Genomic DNA, 21,055 nt, shown 5'->3' with positions numbered 1-21,055 from the left:
AAAATGAAATAATTGAAAACGCGAGGGGGCCAACCCAACCCTTTGCAGGGGGCGGGTCAGGTTGGCGGGGTTGACTCTTGTTAGGCTAGATTAGATTTTACCTACTAGGTCTAAAGATGGTGCTAAGGTTTCGTCACCTGGTTGCCATTTAGCTGGGCAAACTTCGCCATCGTGAGTTGCAACGTACTGAGCGGCTTGGATCTTACGAACCAGTTCAGACGCGCTACGGCCGATACCTAGGTCATGGATTTCAGCAACTTTCACTTGGCCTTCTGGGTTGATAACGAAAGTACCACGCAGTGCTAAACCTTCTTCTTCGATCATCACACCGAAGTTACGGCTGATCACGCCAGTAGGGTCCGCCAGCATTGGGAAGTTGATCTTCTTGATGGTGTCAGAAGTATCGTGCCATGCTTTGTGAGTGAAGTGAGTGTCAGTAGAAACTGAGTAAACTTCAACACCCATAGATTGTAACTTAGCGTAGTGATCCGCCATGTCGCCTAATTCAGTTGGGCAAACGAAAGTGAAGTCTGCTGGATAGAAGAATACAACTGACCATTTACCTAACAGATCTTGTTCAGTGACAGGAACGAACTCACCATTGTGGTAAGCAGTGGCTTTGAATGGTTTGATTGTGCTGTTGATAATTGACTGAGTCATTTTATGCTTCCATTTAGTTGATTATGGTGAATTAAGTACGAGTCACTTAACTTGTGTCCCGTTGATGTGAAGCATATTACCCAGCCCAGAATGATAAATATAACGCATAAAAACTATCATCCTAATCGGTTTTGTCGAATTAAGCGGGTTTGAGAGGGAGGATTAATTGATTTTGCAGTACTGGCGCGCGTTGGCGGCTAATTGATTGTTTACTTTAATGAAGTGGTAAAAGAGCAGGGCAATAAAAAAGGGATATAGACGATATCCCTTAATCTAGCATTCAAACCAGCCTAAGACTTGGTTTGAGCGTCACAATATCGCGTTAGTTTTGCGCCTTAGGCTGAGTTAACCAAGTGCTGAGCAGGCGCACGCCATAACCAGTGGCACCAGCGGGTACGACGGCGGTATCGGTGGCAGTTAAGGCATTGCCAGCAATATCGAGGTGAGCCCAAGGTTGCTCACCCGCAAAGCGTTTGAGGAACATGGCGGCAGACGATGCCCCCGCACTGCCTTCTTTACCGGTATTCTTCAAATCGGCGATGGTTGATTTCAGCTCATCGTCGTAGGCCTGATCTAACGGTAAGCGCCAGACTTTCTCACCCACCTGCTGACCCGCAAAGGTGAGTTGCTGCACCAGCGGCTCAGAATCGGTAAATAATCCCGCATAAACGCTACCCAGCGCGCCCACTTTCGAGCCTGTCAGGGTCGCCACATCGATGATAATCGAGGGGCGGTAATTCTCACGGGCATACCAGAGACCGTCGGCTAACACTAAACGGCCTTCGGCATCTGTGTTGAGCACTTCAACCGTGAGGCCTTGGGCGGTTTTAATCACATCGCCTGGGATCATCGCATGTCCCGACACCATGTTTTCCGCCATCGGCATAATCGCGACCAGGTTGACTGGTGCCTTTTGAATGGCCATCGCCTTAACAGTGCCGAGCACGGTCGCTGCGCCCGCCATATCGGACTTCATCCGCGCGATAGAGGTGCCTGTGGCCTTGATATTGTAGCCGCCAGAGTCGAAGGTAATGCCTTTACCGACGAGGGCGATAGGCGCTTCTTTGCTGCCGGGCCAGTGGGCGACAACCAGCTTAGGTGGGCGCTCGCTGCCTTTACCCACTGCGGCTAAGGCGCCGAGGTTTAAACGTTCAATATCTTTGGCTTCGAGCACTGTGACTTTTACGCCGAGGGATTTAAGTTTACGTGCCTCGTTGGCAAAGCTTTCAGGATACATGATCCCAGCCGGCGCATTGGTGAGATCCCGCGCTAAAAACACACCCGCTTCGATAGCTTGCAGATTCTTATGGTGTTTTTGGTTTTGGCTTAGGTCATCAACCCCGATTTGATAGTTCTTCTCGGCGCGATTACTGGCTTTAAATTGAGTGTAGCGGTAGCTGCGCAGCTCAATACCGTGGGCTAGTTCTGAGCCAAACAGCGGCGCGTTACTTAAGCCTTGGGTCAGCACACGCACTGTGGCTTGAGGTACGGTTTCAAGCTTGGCGGCAATATTGCCACCTAAAGTGTTGATTTCACCAGGTGTTAAGGTCTTAGCATCGCCAATTCCAACCAATAACACCCGCTTAGCGTCGATTTCGCTCGGGACTAAGATTTCTAGGATTTCACCGCGTTTACCCGCAAAACTGTTGTCGGCGACCGCAAGGTTGAGTTGGTCTTGGGTCGACTGGGGTAAAAAATCGAGACTATATGTAGTCGAATCAGCGCTTTGGAATAGCACTAATGTGTCAGAATTGAGTGAATTACGAGTGTCAAAACTAAAGGTTTCGGCGTTAGCATTGAGAGAGTTAAGGCACGCCAGCGCCATAACGCTTAACAAAAATTTATTCTTATTTTTCATGGTGACAGCTCATATCAATAGAGAGTGAGAAGCATAGCAAAGCTGAGTCTTAGGGTTAACTAATTTAAGCCATTTGACTGAGATTAATCTTAAATCCAAGGGCCAAAACGAGTCAGTGAACGCTCAAGGGCAAAATCCAGTTGTTGTGACAGGGTTTGCGCCTGACTTTTCAGCGCCGATGCGCCCAACGGTTGCGGTGTTTGGCTGGCAAATATTACCCAGTTTCCACCGCTGGTTAGGCAGGCATGCACATGGGCAAAGTGGTGTTGTAGATCGGCGAGTAACTCACGATTTTGGCTGTGTTCCTTCCAGCAGTTCAATACTAAATAGCCATTGGGTTTAATCAGTTGTGTGCACTGCTCAAGGAAGCTGGCCGAGAGTTGTCCCGTGTCGACACCCTTAGCGCTATAGATATCGGCAAAAATCACATCGACTTTTTTATGTTCGGCCGATGCCATAAAGGCTACGGCATCTTCGTTGATAAGATTAAGCTTTTTGCCAATAGGTAACTGAAAATAACGCTTGGCCAGTTCAATCACTGCGGGGCGAAGTTCAACCGCAGTAAGCTTAATAGCGGCATCGAAGCGACGCAGAGCATGAATAAGTGCGCCGCCGCCAAGGCCGAGGACGATGGCGCTTTTCGGTTTGCAAAATAACAATACCAGTAGCATGCCTTGCACATAAGTATGCTGCGGAATATGCGGGGCGGTTTTAAGAATTTTGCTCTGCTCATCGTTGTCGCCAAAGGACAGCACGCGGGTATCACCATAGTCGAGCACGCGGATCGGTCCTAGGGCATCTTGGGTTTCGTGTAGCAAAGTGGCGTCGGCCATAGTACTTATTACTCTATTTGCGTTGGGCTGATTTGTGGACTCTATAACTGCAGATGCAAAAAAGTTAGAATTCAGCTGGTTTCGTTTTTTAAGTGGCTATTATGACAAATCAAATCCTGCTTGCCTGTATTTATCTTGCGGTGTTTCTCTTTTTGCAGCGTGCCTTAACTCAATGGGTGAAAAAACTCTCATTGATGAAGCAGGTGAGCGCCGCCCGTACCAGCCTTGTTACTCGGTTTATTTCCTATGTGATGTTTTTTATCACCTTGTCTTTGATGGCTGTGTCCCTTGGTTTGGGTTATCAGGACGTGTCGCTGTTTGTTTCTTCTGCGTTTGCGGTGATGGGGGTCGCCTTAGTCGCTCAGTGGTCGATTCTGAGTAATTTAACCGCAGGAGTGCTGATTTTTTTTGTGTTTCCGTATCGAATTGGTGAACGCATTCGGGTGGTGGATAAGGATGAGGATATTAGCGGAGTGATTATTGAAATCGCGCTATTTCATGTGCTTATCCTCAGGGACAATGGCGATACCATCACTTATCCCAACAATTTGATGCTGCAAAAGGCAGTGTTGAAACTGGCGGATCAGGCACCTCTTGCCGAGCGTCAGGCGCTGCAGGATGGCAAAAAGCGGTTTGATCTCGAGTAATCCCCTCCCACAGGTGCGCCGCAGCAATACATTTATTAGCAAACTGTTGTCGGCGCATGGCTAAGTTATTAGATTTATTATCTTCCCGTGAGCTTTACTTTCTTGGTGAGTTTTTCATAACAAAATCAGTGCTCTTACTTACATTCGCACCCCTTTATTTACCTTGGTTTGTGTCCCGTCGCACGGTTTAGCCCTGTCTAATCCTTAGAATTCGTGTTTTTGTTTTTGACGAATTGGAGAAAACCTCATGAAATCTAAACTCTTAGCTGTGACGATTGGCGCGCTGTTAACCACACAATTAACGGGTTGTATGGGACAAATGGGCTTAAGCCAAATGGTGACTAAGGGCAACTTAAGTGCCGTGGACAACCGTTATGGCCGCGCGGGTCTATTTATTCTGTTAAGCCCTGTGTATGGTCTGGCTGCGACGGGCGATCTGTTTATTGTTAACAGTATCGAGTTTTGGACGGGTAAGAATCCGATCACCGATAAATCGCCTGCGGTAGTTGATATGCCAGTGGACGCGATTTTTAAGGTGAATCCCCATGTGAGTGATGAGCTGAAATCGGCGCCCGTTAAACTGACTCAGGCGCAAATAGCCTATCCCGATGAGCACACTGTGACTATGACTCTTGCCTATGAAGATGGTAGCACTCAGTTATTGTCGGGCCGTAAATCGGGGGATGATGTGGACTTCTTCCTCGACAATACTTTTATTGCCCGCGTGAGTAATCAAGAGCTGGTGGCCTACAGTCAAAGCCGTTTACAAGGGCAGACCAATCCTGATGTTTAAGCACTTAGGGGTTTAAGGACTTAGACAATCTAACCCATTAATTACGATTGATTAATGGGTTGGCTTTTTTCTTTCGTTTTATCTCATCTCAATACACGGTGAAAAAACGCCACGGCCTGCTGATACATTTGCAGCGCCAGCGCGGGATCGTAGCGCTCACCTTCATCACGCATAAAGGCATGCTGAGCATTAACCTCTAACCAACTGAAATTGCGGTTTTTAGCCATCAACTGTTGGTGGATCGATACCCGCCCTTCGGGGGAAACATGGGGGTCTTGCTTGCCAAACACTAACACTAATTCCCCTTGAATATTGCCGCTGCGACTCAGTGAATCATTGCCGTAGGCACAGGGCAGGGTATTGGAGTGAATGTCGGTCGGATAGAGGCAAAAGGCGCCTAAAATCTCGGGATTGAGTGCGGCGCGGTAGGCTAAGTGGCCGCCAATACACACGCCCATACTGCCAACCTTACCGGTGCAATAACTCTGCTGACGGGCAAAATCGATAAGGGCTTGGGTGTCGCTGTCGTGCTGCTCTAAGGGCTTGGCAAATTTATCGGCATTGCCTTTATCTTTACCCACATCGTCGTAGGCCAGCACTGTGCCTATCGGATTTAGCTCGTGGAATACTTCTGGCACTAACACCACAAAACCATGGCCTGCGAGGATAGTTGCGGTACGGGCTATGGGCGCGGTTTGCTGAAAAATCTCAGAATAGAAGAGAATACAGGGGAATTGCCCTGGGGCATCTGGGCGATAGACATAAGTGCGCATCGGCCCTGTGGGCGTGTTGATATCCTGAGTTTGCTGAGTCACTAACATATTTAGTTTCCTCTTTGAGGCTTCAATGTTGAAGCCTCACTTTAGCAGTCAGGTATTGTTCTGTCAGTTAAAACAGTTCGTTACCAGAACGCTCGCCCGCGAGTAGAGCTTTGACATTGCTCAGGGTTGTGTGGGCAATTGCGCCTAATGCTTCTTCGGTGAGGAAGGCTTGGTGACCGGTAAAAATCACGTTATGGCATGCAGATAAGCGACGGAACACATCGTCCTGAATGATTTGGTTCGACTTGTCTTCGAAAAACAATTCTTTTTCGTTTTCATACACATCCAGCCCTAAGGAGCCAATTTGGCCGAGCTTTAAGGCTTCCATTGCATCGAAGGCATTGAGCAGGCCACCGCGGCTAGTGTTGATCACCATCATGCCGGGTTTCATCTTGGCAAAGCTTTCTTTATTTAGCAGATGGTGGTTATCGGCACTTAGTGGGCAGTGCAGGCTGATAATATCGCTGTTGGCATAAATAGTATCGAGATCCTGATATTCCACATTGAGCGCTTCTACTGCGGGATTTGGATATGGATCGAAGGCAATTACTTTACAACCAAAACCGAGTAGTACTTTAATCGTAGCGAGCCCAATCTTGCCTGTGCCTATCACACCAACGGTTTTACCGAACATGTTGAAACCGACTAAACCCTCGAGGGAGAAGTTAGCATCACGGGTACGTTGGTAGGCTTTATGAATTTTGCGGTTTAAGGTCAGCATTAAGGCGACGGTATGTTCGGCCACGGATTCGGGGGAATAGGCGGGCACGTTGACCACTTGCATGCCTAAGCGTTTGGCAGCGACCAAGTCGACATTGTTAAAACCTGCGCAGCGCATGGCGATGATTTTAGTGCCCCCTTTGGCGAGCTCGACCAGCACTTCTTCACAGAGGGAATCGTTAACAAAGGCGCACACCACCTCAAAACCTTCGGCAAGCTTAACGGTTTGCATACAGAGGCGATAATCGAAATACTCAATTTGCGCACCAAATGCGGCATTTGTACGGTTAAAATGCTGCATGTCGTAGTGTTTTGCGCTAAAAAATCCAATTCTCATTTCAATCACCTAAGGGTTACATTGTTACTGGCACTGAGTGTATGTGACTCGGCGACATTTGTCCTCTGGTGATGAATTTGCCCCATAAAAAGAGTGAGCTTTGTCATCAATTGCACAAAAAACCATAAAAAAAGCGAGCCCCTGACGGCTCGCTTGTACAGATAAGCTTGATTATTCAAGCTGGGCTCTCATGGGTCGTGCTATGTGAGCCTAAGGTTAGTCCCTTAACCTAGAAACGTTTGATACTAGTGATCTTTAGCGTATTTTGCGGCAGATGCACCCGCGATACGGCCGTAGGTCACGATATCAGAGATGGCGTTACCACCTAAGCGGTTAGCGCCGTGAACGCCACCAGTAACTTCGCCAGCAGCATATAAACCATCAATAGGTTTACCTGTTTTTTCGCTCTTCACTTCGGCCTTAGTATCGATCACGATACCACCCATAGTATGGTGTACTGCTGGTGCGATTTCTAAGGCATAGAAAGGCGCTGTCGCGATTTCACGTGGCAGGTTTGGACGTTCGAATTGTGTGTCTTTACCTGATTTCACAAAACCGTTGTAAGAAGTGACGGTCTTCGCCAGTTCAGCGGCGGGCACATCGAGTTGTTTCGCTAACTCTTCGATGGTTTTGCCTTCTTTAACGATGTTCAAGTGAACATAGCCTTCGATGGCTTTTAAGCTCTTACGGATAGAGTCATCGAATACCAGATAAGCGCTTTCGCCTTTTTGTTGCAGAATCGCAGCAGACGCTTTATCACGGGTAGTGATTTCGTTCATGAAGCGGTTACCGTCACGGTTAACCACGATCGCACCGTTACCACGGACCGCTTCGGTGATCATCACACCACCAGCTGGTGAGTAAGTTGGGTGAGCTTGGATGTATTCTAAGTCGCGAGTTGCCGCGCCCGCTTGCTGTGCAACGTCTAAGCCGTCACCAGTCGCGCCAGGGTGGTTAGTCGCTTTAAAGCCTTTTAACTTAGGATCGTACTTAGCTACGCGGTCGTTGTTTTTCGCAAAACCACCTGCAGCAATGACTACGGCATCGGCTTTGATCACATAGTAACCAGTGTATTCACCTTTCACTAAAACACCGGTCACTTTTCCGCTTGCATCTTCAAGGATACGTACAACACGGCTGTTTAAGCGAATGTCAGTACCACGTTTAACAGCATTGTCCCACAGCACTTGTGCTACGTGAGCACCAACACCCGCACCACCCGTTGGACGGTGACTACGGTTCACGCTTGCGCCACCCATACGGCCCACGTCAGTCATGTCGGCACCCATAGAGGTTAACCAATCGATAGAGTCTGAAGAGTTGTTGGCTAGGACTTTCACCAATTCAGGATCGTTGATGTTACGACCACCTTTCATGGTGTCGTCGATCATGATTTGTTTCTTATCTTCGATACCTAACTTAGCCTGTGGCTTAGTTTCTGCGGCGTTCATACCACCGGCAGCCAGTTTAGTGTTACCACCTGGGATAGGTTCTTTTTCTAACAGAATCACTTTGGCGCCAGCATCACGGGCTGAAACTGCGGCAGCAAGACCTGCACCACCAGAACCGATGACGACAACGTCAGTAGTTTCTTTTACGCCAGCTGCAATGGCTTTATCTTGAGCCGCTTTGTCTGCATCAACAGGTACAAACTTACGTTCCCACTTGCCGCCGTATGGCATATCGAAGCCGAAGCTGTGGCAAGCATCGCAATAAGTTACTGATTTTTCGTGGCCTTTGTGACAGCTAGTACAAGCGATTTCACCGATTAAGTGAGATTTGTGCGGAGAAACTTTATCTTTTGGCGTCGCTGCAGCCAGTTCTTTTAAATCACCGTGGCAGCTAACGCATTGGGCGTTTTCATGGGTCAGGTTGTCGTTAGTCACGCCACCTTTGTCTGATACGTGGCAGCTATCGCAGCCGCCCATTTCACCGTGAAAATCGGCTAGTACTTCTGGCGCGGCATAGGCTGTGCCCGCCATTGCACCAGAGATCAGCATGGCTAGTGCTGTTTTTTGAATCTTTCTTGTGAACATAATAGTTCCTCCGCCGTACATTTCATCTACTTAATAAGGGTTATTCATCATGGCGTGATATTTATATTTTACGTAGCTCACGCACTTTTAGAGTATTCTCCATGAACAAAGTTACCACTATCTAAAGAGGTATATGCGTACTTGGGTCACATAACGATTGTTACAACGAAAATTACATATTTGAAATGTGCAATATGGCTGAAAATATTAACGAAATTGAAGTTAATCACTCAGTGAATACGGTATAACTTGCGTGAGTTAACATATTTTGATGGGCTAAATTATCATTGCTGAATAATTGTGGGAAAATAATGGCTTGTACGAAGTTGTTATTTTAACATGCTAATTTTATAGAATATTTTCGATTTAATTGTTTAGTGTAAATATTCGAATATTTATCCTGTGAGTATTCCGTAAATAATGAAATGTCACCAGTGTTTTTTGATAAAATATAATATATTTTTCCAAATTGTTACTTTAGTGGTGTTGAGGGGTTAAATCTATGCCAAGGCAGCAGATGTCTGAAAGACGTTTTTGGGTACAGCGGCTGAGTAAAACAACCCTAAGAGCTTTACATATATTGGGGATTGCTGGAGCGGGCGGCGGAATATTACTTTCCGTTGAGAAATCCCTATGGCTCAATTATTGGTATCTGGCGATGATTACCGGCAGCATATTGATGTTGTGGGAAATTAGTCGAGATTGGCGTTGGTTAATTCAGCTCAAGGGCGTGTTAACCCTCGGGAAATTAGGGCTGCTTTGCCTGTTTGTGCCGCTTGCCAACTATAAGCCAGAACTGTTTATCTTAGTGTTATTTTTATCTGTGGTAGTATCCCATGGCCCATCGGGGCTAAGGCACTATTCGATTGTGCATCGCAAACAGATAGATACTAAAAAAGAGATAAAGGGATGACACACGCCACACTCAGCACCGCCTCAAGCTTAATTACCCAGTTTTCATGGCCTGAGCTTACAGGGCTTAAGGTATTGGATTTAGCCTGTGGTTCGGGCCGAAATGGTCTGTGGTTTCTCTCCCAAGGTTGTGAAGTGACCTTTATCGACCAGGATTTGGGTGCCTTAGCCAAGCTGACACACGACAAAGCACATCAATGGCAGTGGAATTTAGAAGACGGCAGCGCGCCTCCGTTACCCCAAGAGTCTTTTAATATTGTATTAGTCTTTAATTACTTATATCGACCACTGTTTCCGCAAATCACTGCGAGCTTAAAGTCCGGTGGACTGATTGTGTATGAGACCTTTACTTGGCAACAGGCGCAAATTGGTCGACCTCGCAACCCTGACTTTTTACTGACAGAGAACGAACTGCAATCCGTATTTGCTAACTGGCAACCTTTGCATTACTTTGAAGGTCGGTTAAGCGATGCTGCAGGTACTGAAAGTGCCAAGGCGCAGCTGATCGCTCGAAAACCCTAGACGTCACCCCATCGCTGGGCGACTGACCATATCAGTATTGAAGAAGTGTAAGAGGCCAGGATGTTCCCGTATCCAGAGCAGTATCGTGTTGCCACGCCACCTTTAACCACGGCGCTGATGGTGGCTTGGGCGCTGTTGAGTCACAGCCTATTAGCCGATGCCAGCCCTTTTGCCTTGTATCCATTATTTATGTTGTTCCCTGTGGTGATTGGCCTGCATCTGTATTTGATTTGGCTGGCCAAGGGAATGAGTCGGCTGGATCAATGCTTCTACGCCTTAGTGCATATTCCACTCGCGTTTGTGGTGTGGACATTCACTATTATGCATGTCAATGGTAATGCCTTTTCTTAGGGCAGAGTCGGGTAGATCTAATTAGTCCGTTCAAATGGCTTAACTCCACTCAAATGCCTTAAACAAAAAAGCGCCCCGAACTTCGGGGCGCTTTTTTATCAATACATTGCGGGTGGGTTAGGCCGTAGTGTTGATATTGTGGCCAGTATTTCCCACGGGTTGAGGTGTTGCAGCGTTAATCAAATCAACGGCAATTTGACCTTCCGCCTTTTGCTGCTCTTTGGCTAACTGCGCCACTTTAACGCCAACGGCACCATTTTCTAAGTTAGGCGTGATAGCTTGGGTGTTCAGTGAAATAGACATAACTAACCTCAATTGTAAGCTGAGTCTTTGTATCGGCAAGCTCAGGTCTTACTTTAGTCCTTTATCCCAAGTTTGCCAATTCAAAACCCCGCTATTGCTTATACCGCTTTATTCGCTTTTGTCGTGAGTAACTTACGACTGAGTACTATGATGGCGGTTACCCCTAATGAACCTAGAATTAACCCCAGTGCCAGTCCTACACTCTGTAGCGCGGTCGGATCTAACACTAGTGCGACACCCATACCAAACATCATCACGCCCGACATTAGCTTGAGTGCTTGACCTTCTTTTTCTGTCAGTTTGCGTTTACCTAAGGTCGCACTAAACACTATTACAATAATCGCCAGTGGGATCACATAAACAATATTGTATAAAACCAAATACATATAGCGCTCAATGTCCGGCAGATTATGCATGGATAGCACACTGGTGTAAATCATCGGGAAGCCTGCGGTGCAGAGCAGTTCGTAGGCATTCGCTAAAATAGCCAGCACTGTCGAGCCGACAATCAGCGCGCCTAAGCTGCTGGAATTCGACAGTTTTCCCATACGTTTAATAAGACTTGTGCGGTTTTCCGCCGACATAGAGAGGGTGACTTCCCCCTTGGTGAAGAAATAATCCTTCACGTTTATCGTGCCTGCGATCAAGGCTAAGATCCCCGCGGCCAAGATGATCATCCCGCCATCACTACCTGCGCCTAATAGTTGGAAGATATTTAGCCAGGCCGTCATAAACAGGAAGTAAATAAAGCCGGAGAAGAACACAAAGATCCCGCCGACTAATAGCATACGGCTGCGGCTCTTAGCGTTAACCATAATCGACAGCAAAAACAGCAGGACGAAGAAGGCGCAGGGGTTAAAGGCATCGACGCCCGCGAGTACTAAGGTCAACAAGGGGAGTGACATAGTCTCAGGTGTAACCACACCCACAAGCGGTAATTCAACGGGTTGCACTTCGGCTTGGTCGGTACTTGTTAGGCTCGTTGCATCGCAGGTACCTTCGCCAGAGTCGGTTCCACAGGTGCCAAAGAGGGGTTCACTATTGGAAGGCGCAGTTGTCGCCGCTCCCTTTGTCGGCATATCCGCTTCGCTCAGCTGACCGCCAAGGGATAAGTAGCAGTTCTTCAAGCGATTCACCAGAAACTCACCTGTCACCGCCTCGCTGGAGTAACCAACAATGGCTTTTTCGCAGCTCGCCATATAAGGCACAGAGCGAGCCTCTGTCATGGTCTTAGTGGCGATACCTTGCCAAATTTCCTGCACGCCTGGGGCAGAAACCATATGGGATTCGAGTTCTATCCAAGGGTATTTCTGTGGCAGTGAGTCGATAAAGGGGTGAGCCTCGGCGCAGTGCGGGCAGGTTTTTGACCAAAAGAAGTAGAGCTTGATTTTAAGCTCCCCTTGGGCATTCACATAGTGCCAAGTTTGGTCCGGGTTATTGGGCGTTTCGGCCCAACTCGGTGTGCTCAACATGGCCAGTGCTAAGGAGCATAGCAGAGCAAATTTGGTTAAGTATTTAGTCATAGTGCCTCCACAATCGTGGGGTTATTAGTGTTTAGACGGTTCTCTGACTACTACTCTACTGAATTCAATCCCCTTGATTAAATTAAGCATTAAGAAATGTTAGTTAACTCGCGATTAGCGGTTTTTTGGGAAGTGAGGCAGGTTTACACTTGTGGGATTTAGCGGCATATATCCAAAAAGCACCCTGAGGTGCTTTTTGGTCTGCTGTGTCTATTGTTTTATGGGGCTTAGTTTAATGTCGCGCCATTAACACTCAGTTTTACATCGATATTATTACGCGTAGCGTTGGAATAAGGACACACTTGATGGGCATGACGCACTAGGGCTTCGGCCTCGGCTTGGGGAAGGTCTAGATTCACTTCTAGGGCGACGGTTAAGGCAAAGCCACCCGCATCATTGGCACCAATGCCAACCACAGCACTCACTGGCGCTTCAGTAATGGCCACCTTGCCGATTTTGGCAACGTGCAAAACTGCATTAGAGAAACAGGCTGCATAACCCGCTGCGAACAGTTGCTCAGGGTTGGTTGCCAATCCACTTCCGCCCATCGCCTTTGGATAGGCGAGCGCAACATCGAGTAAACCATCATCGGTACTGACTTGGCCTTGGCGACCGGCTCTGGCGGTAGCTTGGGTTTCATATAATGTTTTCATATTTCGTTCCTCATAGTGATAAATAGTAATTTAAATTGCGCGCAATTCAATTGTGATGAACTATAATTCGATCTTTACAATGAATGCAAGTATATTGTGCGCAATATATTTAAGTTTTTTGGATCGACTATGCCTAATTCAGAGTTATCATCCTCAGCAAAATCACAGGATTCAGCTGAAAATGCCCAAATAGACAATGCCTTATGTTTAGAGAATCAGGTTTGCTTCTCTCTTTACAGTGCCGCTAATGCTATGGTGCGTGCCTATCGACCTATGCTAGATAAGCTAGATTTAACCTATCCCCAGTACTTGGTTATGCTGGTTTTGTGGCAGGAGCAGGGGATCAGCGTGAAGACCTTAGGGGATAAATTGTTCCTCGATTCGGGGACGTTGACGCCTCTGTTAAAACGTTTAGAGTCGAAGGGCTTGGTGAGCCGTGGGCGCAGCGAACAGGATGAAAGGGTTCGAGTGCTGTCTTTGACCCCCGTTGGGCAGGCGCTTAAGCTCGAGGCGAGTGAGATCCCGCATCTGATGCGCTGTAAAATTGGCGCAGAAATTGATGATTTTAAGGCACTAAAAGCCATGTGTGACAAAGCGTTAAAACAATTGCACGCCAGTATCGAATAGTGTGATTGCCCAAGATATACGGCAAAGGATTGGAGACATGGATAAACAAGTCATCAAGGTGTAGGGATGGGTAAAGCCTGTATGAGTACATACGACATTGCGATTATCGGCGGTGGGATCAGCGGTGTGGGCATAGCCCAATACGCTGCGGCGGCCGGATATTCAACCTTACTTATCGAAAAAGGCGAGATTGGTGGCCAAACCTCGGCCAATTCTAGCAAGTTGATCCACGGAGGTTTACGTTATCTCGAAAGTGGTCAATTGAACTTAGTGCGTAAATCACTACTGGAGAGGCGCCATTTACTCGACTTCGCGCCAAGCTTAGTCAAACCTGTGCCTTTTTATATTCCCGTCTATCAAGATAGCCAACGCAATCCGTGGACGATTCGGGCGGGCTTGAGTCTGTACGCACTGTTAAGTGAATTTGACCCGCTTGGCCGCTTTGTGTCGATACCTGCCGTGCATTGGCATCGTTTTAACGGGCTTAAACTCCAAGGTTTAAAGGCGGTGTTCCAATATTGGGATGCGCAAACCGACGATAAATTGCTTACCCAGGCGGTGGCGCGTAGTGCAGAGTCGTTGGGCGCTCATATTTATGCTGAGGCGGAGTTTTTGCAGCTTAATCATATGAGTGAGTTGATTGAACTGAGTTTTCGTCATCGCGGCGCAGTCCAACAGATAGACACTAAATTAGTGATAAATGCCGCAGGCCCTTGGGTCAATGAGGTGATTGCGAAAGTCACACCGCCACTGGCAGGGGTTGAGCTTGATTGGGTGCAGGGCGCGCATCTGCTGCTTGATTTACCCGCTCCCGAAGGCATCTTATACCTAGAGTCTTGCTTCGATAAGCGGGTGATTTTTGTGATGCCTTGGTATGGCAAAATGCTGATTGGCACCACGGAAACTGAGCTGACTTCCCTAGATTCACCGCCCCAAGTCACTGAGTCAGAAATGAATTATCTCTTAGGGATATATCGCCATTACTTTCCGCTGTCTCCCTCGGTTGACGAGCTTAAAACGAAGATAGTGCAGACCTTTTGCGGGGTGAGAGCTCTACCCAAACAGGCGAACTCCGCCTTTGAGCGCCCACGGGACACGTTAATGCAAACCTCTGTTTCTCATCCAAGGCTGCTGAGTCTATACGGTGGAAAACTTACTACCTTTAGGAGTACTTCAGCAGAAGTGCTTGAGTGGATTGAACAAAAACTCGGGAAACGTACTACTAAAGCCGATGTGGATAGCCTGAGATTAAGTTAATTTAGCCCATACAAGGGCTTGATGCTGCACTTCGAGGTGATTTTTCGGCATAAAAACGCTAAAGTGTGGCGCTTTTTGACTGAGGTCTTAGTTGTGTTTGTTAGGCTTGAGTTGTCATCCAAATTTCACTCGCCATCTCAATAGATAAGATAGACGGGAACTGCTGTGGGTACGATGCTGTGAGTACATTAGTACAATGTGGGTATTTTGAACGAGGCCAATGCCAATCCTGTCGCCATATTAAGCAACCTATGGCGCAACAATTGGCGGCGAAAACCCAAGAATTGCAGCAATTGTTAGCTCCTTTTGTCGATAACACTCACACTCAATTGTTGCCGCCAGTAGTGGGTGACAGCAGCGGTTTTCGTAACAAGGCCAAAATGGTGGCGCTGGGCGCTGCTCACACCCCCGTGTTGGGGATTGTTAGCCCCAGCGGCGAAGCGGTGAGCCTGTGTGACTGTCTGTTGTATCCTGCTGATATGCAAGCCTTACTCCACCGTTTAGAGCGCTTTGTACAGCAGGCGGGCATTCCGCCTTACCGTGTCGATAAAGCCAAGGGCGAGCTTAAATTTATCCTACTGACGCGCAGCCAAGTGCGTGGCGAGTATATGTTGCGGTTTGTGCTACGCTCGCGGGATGCTATCGCCCGTATTGAGCGTGAATTGCCTGCGTTGATGGTTGAATATCCGCAGATCAAAGTCGTCTCAGTCAATTTGCAACCTGTTCATATGGCTATCTTGGAGGGTGAAGAGGAGATTTTCCTCACCGAAAACACTCGCCTCGAAGAGCGCTTTAACGATGTACCTTTGTTTATTCGCCCAAAAAGCTTTTTTCAAACCAATCCGCAGGTGGCGGTAAAGCTGTATCAAACCGCCCGTGAGTGGGTGGCTGACTTTGCGCCTAAGTCCCTTTGGGATTTATTTTGTGGTGTGGGCGGCTTTGGTTTGCACTGTGCGACTAAGGATATTCCGCTGACGGGGATTGAAATTGAAGCCGAGGCCATTGCCTGCGCTAAGATGTCGGCGCAGCAGATGGGGCTGGATAAAGTACAGTTTATGGCGCTAGATTCTACCGACTTTGCCAAGGGCGAGGCGGCGCAAACGAAGCCCGATTTGATTATCGTTAATCCACCGCGCCGCGGGATTGGTGAGTCCCTGTGCCATGCCTTAAGTGAGTTTGCGCCTAAGGCGATTTTGTATTCTAGTTGCAATCCTAAAACTCTTGCCAAGGATCTTGCCCATATTCGTGGTTATCGGTTAACTAAGGTACAGTTGTTCGATCTCTTTCCTCACTCGGATCATTTCGAAGTGTTAGCCTTATTAGTAAAAGACTAAACCTCAGCACTCAATTACTCGGCGTCAGTATCGGCTTTGGGCGTTAAGGCATCGTCCCAGATTATGCTGATTTCGGCGCCACCTAAGGTCTTTGAGCGGCTTAATTTCAGCGTACCATAATGCCAAGTGGCAATTTTTTTGACTATATACAGCCCTAAACCATAACCGCTGGTATCGCTCTGTTGGCTATCCCGTTCGAAGGCGGCCACCAATTTTTTGCCTTTGCCTTCAAATCCCGGACCATCATCCTCGACACTGATACGATTTATACCGTTTTCCTGATAGAAGTGGGCATGGATTTCATGGCTTGCGAAGCGCATGGCGTTTTGAACTAGGTTTTGAATCGCAATCGTCATGGCAATGGGGTCGAAATGGGCCTGCAGCGGTTCATAGTGAAACACAATATTGAACTTAGACTGGTAGATAGCATATTTATGAGCCAGCTTTTCCATAAATAATTCAATGGATTGAGATTCTTGATTTAAGGTTTCTTCTTTATGTTCTAGGCGGGCAAAGGACAGGTAATTTGCCGCGAGTTGTTCAATATCATCAATATCTTCGTTTAATCGGTTAGCATAATTAGCATCGATTTGTGGCCGAATAATTTCCAGAGCAAAACGCATCCGAGCTAAGGGGGTACGTACCTCGTGGGAGATAGTGCGGGATAATTCCTTATGCATTTGTACAAAGTCGACAATTTGGTGGCTAACACTGTTAAAGGCTTTGGCCAGCGGGAAAATAGCCGAGTGTTTATGGACTTCGTTGGGGCGTTTGCGCGGGGATTGACCAAACTCAATTGCTGCACGTTGCAGATGGTTCAGATCCCGAAATACGGGCCAAATCCACCACAGAGCAACCAAACACAGAGATGAATATAATCCCAATAAAATCAAACTAGTATTACGCTCTTTGGGCGCAGAGGTTTGCACTGGGCCTAACATCAAAATGTGCTGTTTATCTTTCTCTAAGTGGTAGTAATAGAGTTCATTACTACTATGGCGTAGGGCGATAGTCGCGCCTTGTTGCAGTGAGGATTGCAGATTTTCAGGCAGGGACAGGGCATCAACTGGTATGCGTTTTATCCTAGGAAGCTGCTTATCATAGTTTTGTAGTAGGTCGTCAACGTCGATTTGGTAGTTATACTCATCATGGGCAAAATGCTCGGCGAGTTCACCAAAGCTCCAGATCACTAATCCGCAGGACAACAATAAAAAAATAAACAAGCGGTAGAACTGAAATTTCATTCCGGTTAAACCTAGCCTTTTTTTGGTAAGTAATTGAATAAATAGCCTTTTCCGTGAATAGTCGTAATGGCTAATCCTGGCACATTGAGCTCATCTAAGCGTTTACGCAGGCGGCTGATTTTTAAGTCTATGGCCCTGTCTAAACCGTCATATTCACGGCCGACGAGTTGTTCGAATAAAAACTCTCGAGACAAGACTTTGCCGGCATGCAGGGCGAAGATCCACAGCAGAGAAAACTCTTTGGTGGTGAAGGATAAGGCTTCATCACCTAGGTTAACTTGCTGTAGGTTGGGGTCTAAATAGAGGTTGTGTAACTTGAGCTTACTGCGGCTGCTGCTGGATTGTTGTTTGCGTAGATTGGCTTTTATTCGAGCTAGGAGCAGAGGTGGAACCACAGGTTTGAGTAAGTAATCGCAGGCGCCCAAATTTAATCCACGAATTTGATCTGCATGATTGTCGAGCGCCGTCAGGAAAATAATTGGGCAGGGATAACTTGCCGCCAGCTGCGGGTAGATACTAAAACCATCCTGCCCAGGGAGCATGACATCGCAAATAATCAGGTCAAAATCATCGGTATCTTGGCGAATGAGCGCATCTTCAGCATTGTCCAAATGGATAAGCTTATAGCCCTCTTGGGTTAAATAAGTGCAGACCAGCTCGGCAAGAGGTTGGTCGTCTTCAATCAGTAGGATTTGCAATAGGGGTTCAGGCATTGGCGCGCTTGTCATAATAAGTTCCAGCTCAGTCCACGACGTCTTCTGGGATTGGCGGGTTCAAACTTAGCGACTTTGACTAACGCCGTAGTCACTAAGTTATTGCTTTTAGGATCCCTAAGTTCGAATAAGGTGTCTTTCGCTAAGGTGAGTTGTACTTGGTATTTAAAATCGAGTTTATCTTGAAAGCAGGCGATAGCCACTGATTCTGTGGTTAACCAAATACAGAGCGACTGTGGAATATCCGATTGATATTCAATGAGTAAGTCTAAATGGCAATCGGGTTTTTCGAGGGTGACCGCGCAAGTATTTGGTGTAATCTTTAGTTCGTCAGCAAAGGAAGATAGACTCACGAAACAGGCGAGAATTAAACTGCAATAGGTGCAGTAGATGAGCCACACAGAATTGGAATGGTACGCCTTAGAAGTCATAGCTAATTCCAACAAATCCAGAAATATAGCCAGCTTTATCTATTAATACACTGTCAGTGATTTCTTGTCCTAGCCAAGTATATTCGAGTATCGCCACAAAATTAACGCTGTCGAAAATGGGCACATTAACCACAGTGCGAGCATGATAATTGATGGCGGCAGAGGGGGTGTATTTGGGATGCAGTGGGCCTTCTTCCTCTTTAGTGAGCTTGTAGTAGTAACTGACGAGGCTCTCACTTTTTCGAATGGCACCGACTTCAAAGCCTAATGCGCCCCAAGAAAACGCCTGACTGCGTTTTAGCCTAATTTGGATCTCGTTACCTTGATGAACCCCAGTAATATCATGGAAGTAACCTAGGCTGACATCGAGATAGGGAGTCACCCAAGTGGCGTTGAGTCCACCTAGGTAGGAAAGATTGCGTTCAATTTCCTCGAATTTGACGACTTTAGGATTAATGGGCTGTTTCACTGGGGTGTAACCTAAAATATCACTCAGTAATAGTTTATTCAGTCCATCGAATTCGTAGAAAAAACCATCCTCATTAAAACGCGTCTGCACGTCGACAATAAAGCTATCTGATTCGTACAGGCTGTAACCTAAGGTGAAGTTTTCGACATAAAAGTTTTCACCGTAATAATACCAAGTGGGCAGTATCCAAGTGCTGATGTTTTCCACCTTAGCCCTTGGGTTTTCGAGTGCGCCATAACCTGCGGCAAGGGAAATCTGCCAGTCTCCGGCGGAAACTGTTTCAATTTCTTTAGCTTGCAGCGCGGCACTCTGACTTAGTAGTAGTGCGAGCAGTAAGAATCGTTTTTTAACCTTAACTGTCACTTCTTAGATAATCCCCAATGTTGTTCAAATACTTTGCTAAACCGCATTAAGACGAGCCTCAGCCTATCATTTTGTTCACAGAATTTAAGCATAATTATTCATAGTGCTACAAAATGCTACATCTTTGTCTGCAAAGGAGTGTGTGAGTTTTGTGTTTTTTGTGTGTTATCAAATTGTACAAAATGCTACGTAAAAGTGTTACTGTTTTCTCCAGCTTGAGTGCTTAGATGGTTGGCCGCTAGGCAGCTTGTCCGTGATAAACGGCTTGCGATAACAATAATGGAGAAAGCAAAGTGAAGCTTAAAATACTAACTTGTACTATTGCTGCCGCCCTTTATGGTGCTGGTGCTATGCAGGCTGCTGCTAGCATAGGCGATGTACATCAACTTAAAGGTTTGCAGTTAACACCAGAACAAATTGCAAAGTTAAATGCTCCCCAAGCCGAGATCGATGATTCGGCACAAGGGGTTGGACTCAACCTTCAAATTACCCCTCAAGCTAACAAATTCGAATATGAGGAAGGTTTGACCGGTGAGCAGATCTACATCGTTCGCTTAAACCAAAAACCACTGGCACAAGTGAGTACGGAACTGTTTGCTAGCAGCAACGCCAGCAAAACCGTTGCGAAATCGTCAAGCCAAAAATTATTCGTTGCCGGACAACCTGCAAGTAGTGCAGTAAAGAACTACCGTAGCCGCTTACTCGATAGCCAAAGACAAGTGATCGCTGACATTCAATCGACCGTCGGTGCGCGCCAAGTTCGCCAACAATTTACTAATGCGGTGAACGGTTTCTCGATGGCGATGACACAGGAAGAGGCGCAGCGCGTGTCTCAGTTAGCCAATGTGTCTTCGGTACGTCGCTCGAAAAACTATGAGCTATTCTCGGATGCGGGCCCTGAGCTTATCCAAGCCGATAAGATTTGGTCGGGTGAAGCGACAGAGGCCGTGCCTTACAAAGGTGAGGGGATTATTGTTGGTATCGTCGATACCGGGATTAACTCAGATCACCGCTCATTTGCCGCTGTCGGTGACGATGGTTATAAGCACAGCAACCCTTGGGGCGCCGGTAACTACGTAGGTGACTGTACCAAGAGCGGTTTTGAGACCATGTGTAACGACAAGTTAATTGGCGTTCGCTCATACCCAGTTATTACCGATAACTTTACCAGCGGTGTTTATGGTGCGACTCGCCCTGCCGTAGGTGAAGACTATCAAGGCCACGGTTCACACGTTGCCTCAACCGCAGCGGGTAACGTGCTGCTGGATGTGGATTATGTTAGCCCAGAAGGTGGCAAAGCCGTTTCCGATGGCGCTGTGATTAAACCGAATCTGTTCCCGCGCATGAGTGGTGTCGCGCCCCATGCGAACATCGTCGCTTACCAAGTGTGTCATCCGGATAACCAGCTGAATGCAGGTTGTCCAGGTGAGGCGCTGATTGCCGGTATTGAAGATGCAATCAGCGATGGCGTTGATGTCATCAACTTCTCCATCGGTGGCCAAGATTCAAACCCTTGGGTAGATGATGTGGAATTAGCCTTCTTGTCTGCTCGCGAAGCCGGTATTTCTGTCGCGGTGGCGGCGGGTAACTCAGGCCAACCAGCGGGTTATAAAGAATATTTTGGTCTGATTGACCACGCATCACCTTG

Annotated in this window: 22 protein-coding genes; 9 read left to right on the top strand and 13 right to left on the bottom strand. The window is 47.2% G+C overall.

From position 1 onward, the window contains the following. Nucleotides 1–90: 90 nt before the first annotated feature. The 3 genes from ahpC to ACK5NH_RS10440 all read right to left on the bottom strand — a co-directional run bounded on the left by ahpC (nucleotide 91) and on the right by ACK5NH_RS10440 (nucleotide 3,351). A complete protein-coding gene (gene ahpC, locus ACK5NH_RS10450; RefSeq protein ID WP_011718128.1) occupies nucleotides 91–660 on the bottom strand; it encodes an alkyl hydroperoxide reductase subunit C in 570 nt (189 codons plus the stop codon). A 322-nt stretch (nucleotides 661–982) separates the two neighbouring features. Further along, complete coding sequence (locus ACK5NH_RS10445; protein ID WP_416919870.1) at nucleotides 983–2,518, bottom strand: leucyl aminopeptidase; 1,536 nt, start codon at nucleotides 2,516–2,518, stop codon at nucleotides 983–985. An 89-nt stretch (nucleotides 2,519–2,607) separates the two neighbouring features. Then, on the bottom strand, nucleotides 2,608–3,351 hold the full coding sequence (locus tag ACK5NH_RS10440) for a spermidine synthase (RefSeq protein ID WP_416919868.1): 744 nt from the start codon (nucleotides 3,349–3,351) through the stop codon (nucleotides 2,608–2,610). A gap of 101 nt (nucleotides 3,352–3,452) precedes the next feature. Between ACK5NH_RS10440 and ACK5NH_RS10435 the strand changes: the two genes are divergently transcribed. Then, a complete protein-coding gene (locus tag ACK5NH_RS10435) occupies nucleotides 3,453–3,998 on the top strand; it encodes a mechanosensitive ion channel domain-containing protein (protein ID WP_416919866.1) in 546 nt (181 codons plus the stop codon). 247 nt (nucleotides 3,999–4,245) lie between these two features. Beyond that, nucleotides 4,246–4,791, top strand: a complete 546-nt coding sequence (locus ACK5NH_RS10430) for a DUF3332 domain-containing protein (RefSeq protein WP_416919864.1) — start codon at nucleotides 4,246–4,248, stop codon at nucleotides 4,789–4,791. 83 nt (nucleotides 4,792–4,874) lie between these two features. Here ACK5NH_RS10430 and ACK5NH_RS10425 read toward each other — a convergent pair whose 3' ends face one another. From ACK5NH_RS10425 to fccA, 3 genes are all read right to left on the bottom strand, one after another. After that, nucleotides 4,875–5,612, bottom strand: a complete 738-nt coding sequence (locus ACK5NH_RS10425; RefSeq protein ID WP_416919862.1) for a dienelactone hydrolase family protein — start codon at nucleotides 5,610–5,612, stop codon at nucleotides 4,875–4,877. Between the two features lie 67 nt (nucleotides 5,613–5,679). After that, nucleotides 5,680–6,669 carry a lactate dehydrogenase LdhA gene (ldhA, locus tag ACK5NH_RS10420; protein WP_416919860.1) on the bottom strand — a complete coding sequence of 330 codons (990 nt, stop codon included), beginning with the start codon at nucleotides 6,667–6,669 and terminating at the stop codon, nucleotides 5,680–5,682. A 245-nt stretch (nucleotides 6,670–6,914) separates the two neighbouring features. Further along, nucleotides 6,915–8,705, bottom strand: a complete 1,791-nt coding sequence (fccA, locus tag ACK5NH_RS10415) for a fumarate reductase flavoprotein subunit FccA (protein ID WP_416919858.1) — start codon at nucleotides 8,703–8,705, stop codon at nucleotides 6,915–6,917. Nucleotides 8,706–9,207: 502 nt separating this feature from the next. Here fccA and ACK5NH_RS10410 point away from each other — a divergent pair. Genes ACK5NH_RS10410 through ACK5NH_RS10400 form a run of 3 tightly spaced genes read left to right on the top strand, consistent with a single transcriptional unit; the run spans nucleotide 9,208 to nucleotide 10,490 of the window. Continuing rightward, nucleotides 9,208–9,618: a hypothetical protein gene (locus ACK5NH_RS10410; RefSeq protein ID WP_416919857.1), complete on the top strand. Its 411-nt coding sequence runs from the start codon at nucleotides 9,208–9,210 to the stop codon at nucleotides 9,616–9,618. Continuing rightward, nucleotides 9,615–10,139, top strand: coding sequence for a class I SAM-dependent methyltransferase (locus ACK5NH_RS10405; protein WP_416919855.1), 525 nt, complete (start codon nucleotides 9,615–9,617; stop codon nucleotides 10,137–10,139). The genes ACK5NH_RS10410 and ACK5NH_RS10405 overlap by 4 nt, the downstream gene beginning before the upstream one ends. 60 nt (nucleotides 10,140–10,199) lie before the next feature. Continuing rightward, nucleotides 10,200–10,490, top strand: a complete 291-nt coding sequence (locus ACK5NH_RS10400) for a hypothetical protein (protein WP_011621606.1) — start codon at nucleotides 10,200–10,202, stop codon at nucleotides 10,488–10,490. A gap of 117 nt (nucleotides 10,491–10,607) precedes the next feature. Here the strand turns inward: ACK5NH_RS10400 and ACK5NH_RS10395 are convergent, their stop codons facing one another. From ACK5NH_RS10395 to ACK5NH_RS10385, 3 genes are all read right to left on the bottom strand, one after another. After that, entirely contained in the window at nucleotides 10,608–10,793 is a 186-nt protein-coding gene (locus ACK5NH_RS10395) for a hypothetical protein (RefSeq protein ID WP_011621607.1), read from the bottom strand. A gap of 98 nt (nucleotides 10,794–10,891) precedes the next feature. Next, nucleotides 10,892–12,316 carry a cytochrome C biosynthesis protein gene (locus ACK5NH_RS10390; RefSeq protein WP_416919852.1) on the bottom strand — a complete coding sequence of 475 codons (1,425 nt, stop codon included), beginning with the start codon at nucleotides 12,314–12,316 and terminating at the stop codon, nucleotides 10,892–10,894. Nucleotides 12,317–12,543: 227 nt separating this feature from the next. Then, complete coding sequence (locus tag ACK5NH_RS10385) at nucleotides 12,544–12,969, bottom strand: organic hydroperoxide resistance protein (RefSeq protein ID WP_416919850.1); 426 nt, start codon at nucleotides 12,967–12,969, stop codon at nucleotides 12,544–12,546. 129 nt (nucleotides 12,970–13,098) lie between these two features. On the opposite strand from ACK5NH_RS10385, the gene ohrR reads away from it, so the two are divergent. The 3 genes from ohrR to rlmC all read left to right on the top strand — a co-directional run bounded on the left by ohrR (nucleotide 13,099) and on the right by rlmC (nucleotide 16,187). Beyond that, nucleotides 13,099–13,596, top strand: coding sequence for a hydroperoxide resistance transcriptional regulator OhrR (gene ohrR, locus ACK5NH_RS10380; RefSeq protein WP_416919848.1), 498 nt, complete (start codon nucleotides 13,099–13,101; stop codon nucleotides 13,594–13,596). An 81-nt stretch (nucleotides 13,597–13,677) separates the two neighbouring features. Next, the gene (locus ACK5NH_RS10375) at nucleotides 13,678–14,853 is read left to right on the top strand and encodes a glycerol-3-phosphate dehydrogenase/oxidase (RefSeq protein ID WP_416920014.1); all 1,176 of its coding nucleotides are present in this window, start codon (nucleotides 13,678–13,680) and stop codon (nucleotides 14,851–14,853) included. A gap of 179 nt (nucleotides 14,854–15,032) precedes the next feature. After that, the gene (gene rlmC, locus ACK5NH_RS10370; RefSeq protein ID WP_416919846.1) at nucleotides 15,033–16,187 is read left to right on the top strand and encodes a 23S rRNA (uracil(747)-C(5))-methyltransferase RlmC; all 1,155 of its coding nucleotides are present in this window, start codon (nucleotides 15,033–15,035) and stop codon (nucleotides 16,185–16,187) included. Nucleotides 16,188–16,201: 14 nt separating this feature from the next. On the opposite strand, the gene ACK5NH_RS10365 is transcribed toward rlmC, so the two are convergent. Genes ACK5NH_RS10365 through ACK5NH_RS10350 form a run of 4 tightly spaced genes read right to left on the bottom strand, consistent with a single transcriptional unit; the run spans nucleotide 16,202 to nucleotide 19,407 of the window. Then, entirely contained in the window at nucleotides 16,202–17,431 is a 1,230-nt protein-coding gene (locus ACK5NH_RS10365; protein WP_416919844.1) for a sensor histidine kinase, read from the bottom strand. An 11-nt stretch (nucleotides 17,432–17,442) separates the two neighbouring features. Continuing rightward, the gene (locus ACK5NH_RS10360; protein WP_416919842.1) at nucleotides 17,443–18,159 is read right to left on the bottom strand and encodes a response regulator transcription factor; all 717 of its coding nucleotides are present in this window, start codon (nucleotides 18,157–18,159) and stop codon (nucleotides 17,443–17,445) included. Then, the gene (locus ACK5NH_RS10355) at nucleotides 18,156–18,575 is read right to left on the bottom strand and encodes a DUF3019 domain-containing protein (protein ID WP_416919840.1); all 420 of its coding nucleotides are present in this window, start codon (nucleotides 18,573–18,575) and stop codon (nucleotides 18,156–18,158) included. Before ACK5NH_RS10355 ends, ACK5NH_RS10360 begins: the two co-directional genes overlap by 4 nt. After that, on the bottom strand, nucleotides 18,565–19,407 hold the full coding sequence (locus ACK5NH_RS10350; protein WP_416919838.1) for a MipA/OmpV family protein: 843 nt from the start codon (nucleotides 19,405–19,407) through the stop codon (nucleotides 18,565–18,567). Before ACK5NH_RS10350 ends, ACK5NH_RS10355 begins: the two co-directional genes overlap by 11 nt. Before the next feature lie 293 nt (nucleotides 19,408–19,700). Here ACK5NH_RS10350 and ACK5NH_RS10345 point away from each other — a divergent pair. Next, on the top strand, nucleotides 19,701–21,055 hold a 1,355-nt coding region (locus ACK5NH_RS10345; RefSeq protein WP_416919836.1), incomplete at its 3' end, for a S8 family serine peptidase.

Origin of the sequence: Shewanella sp. (assembly GCF_047975355.1) — a bacterium.
In the GTDB taxonomy this organism is placed as follows: domain Bacteria; phylum Pseudomonadota; class Gammaproteobacteria; order Enterobacterales; family Shewanellaceae; genus Shewanella.
This window is presented reverse-complemented; position numbering and strand designations above follow the sequence as displayed.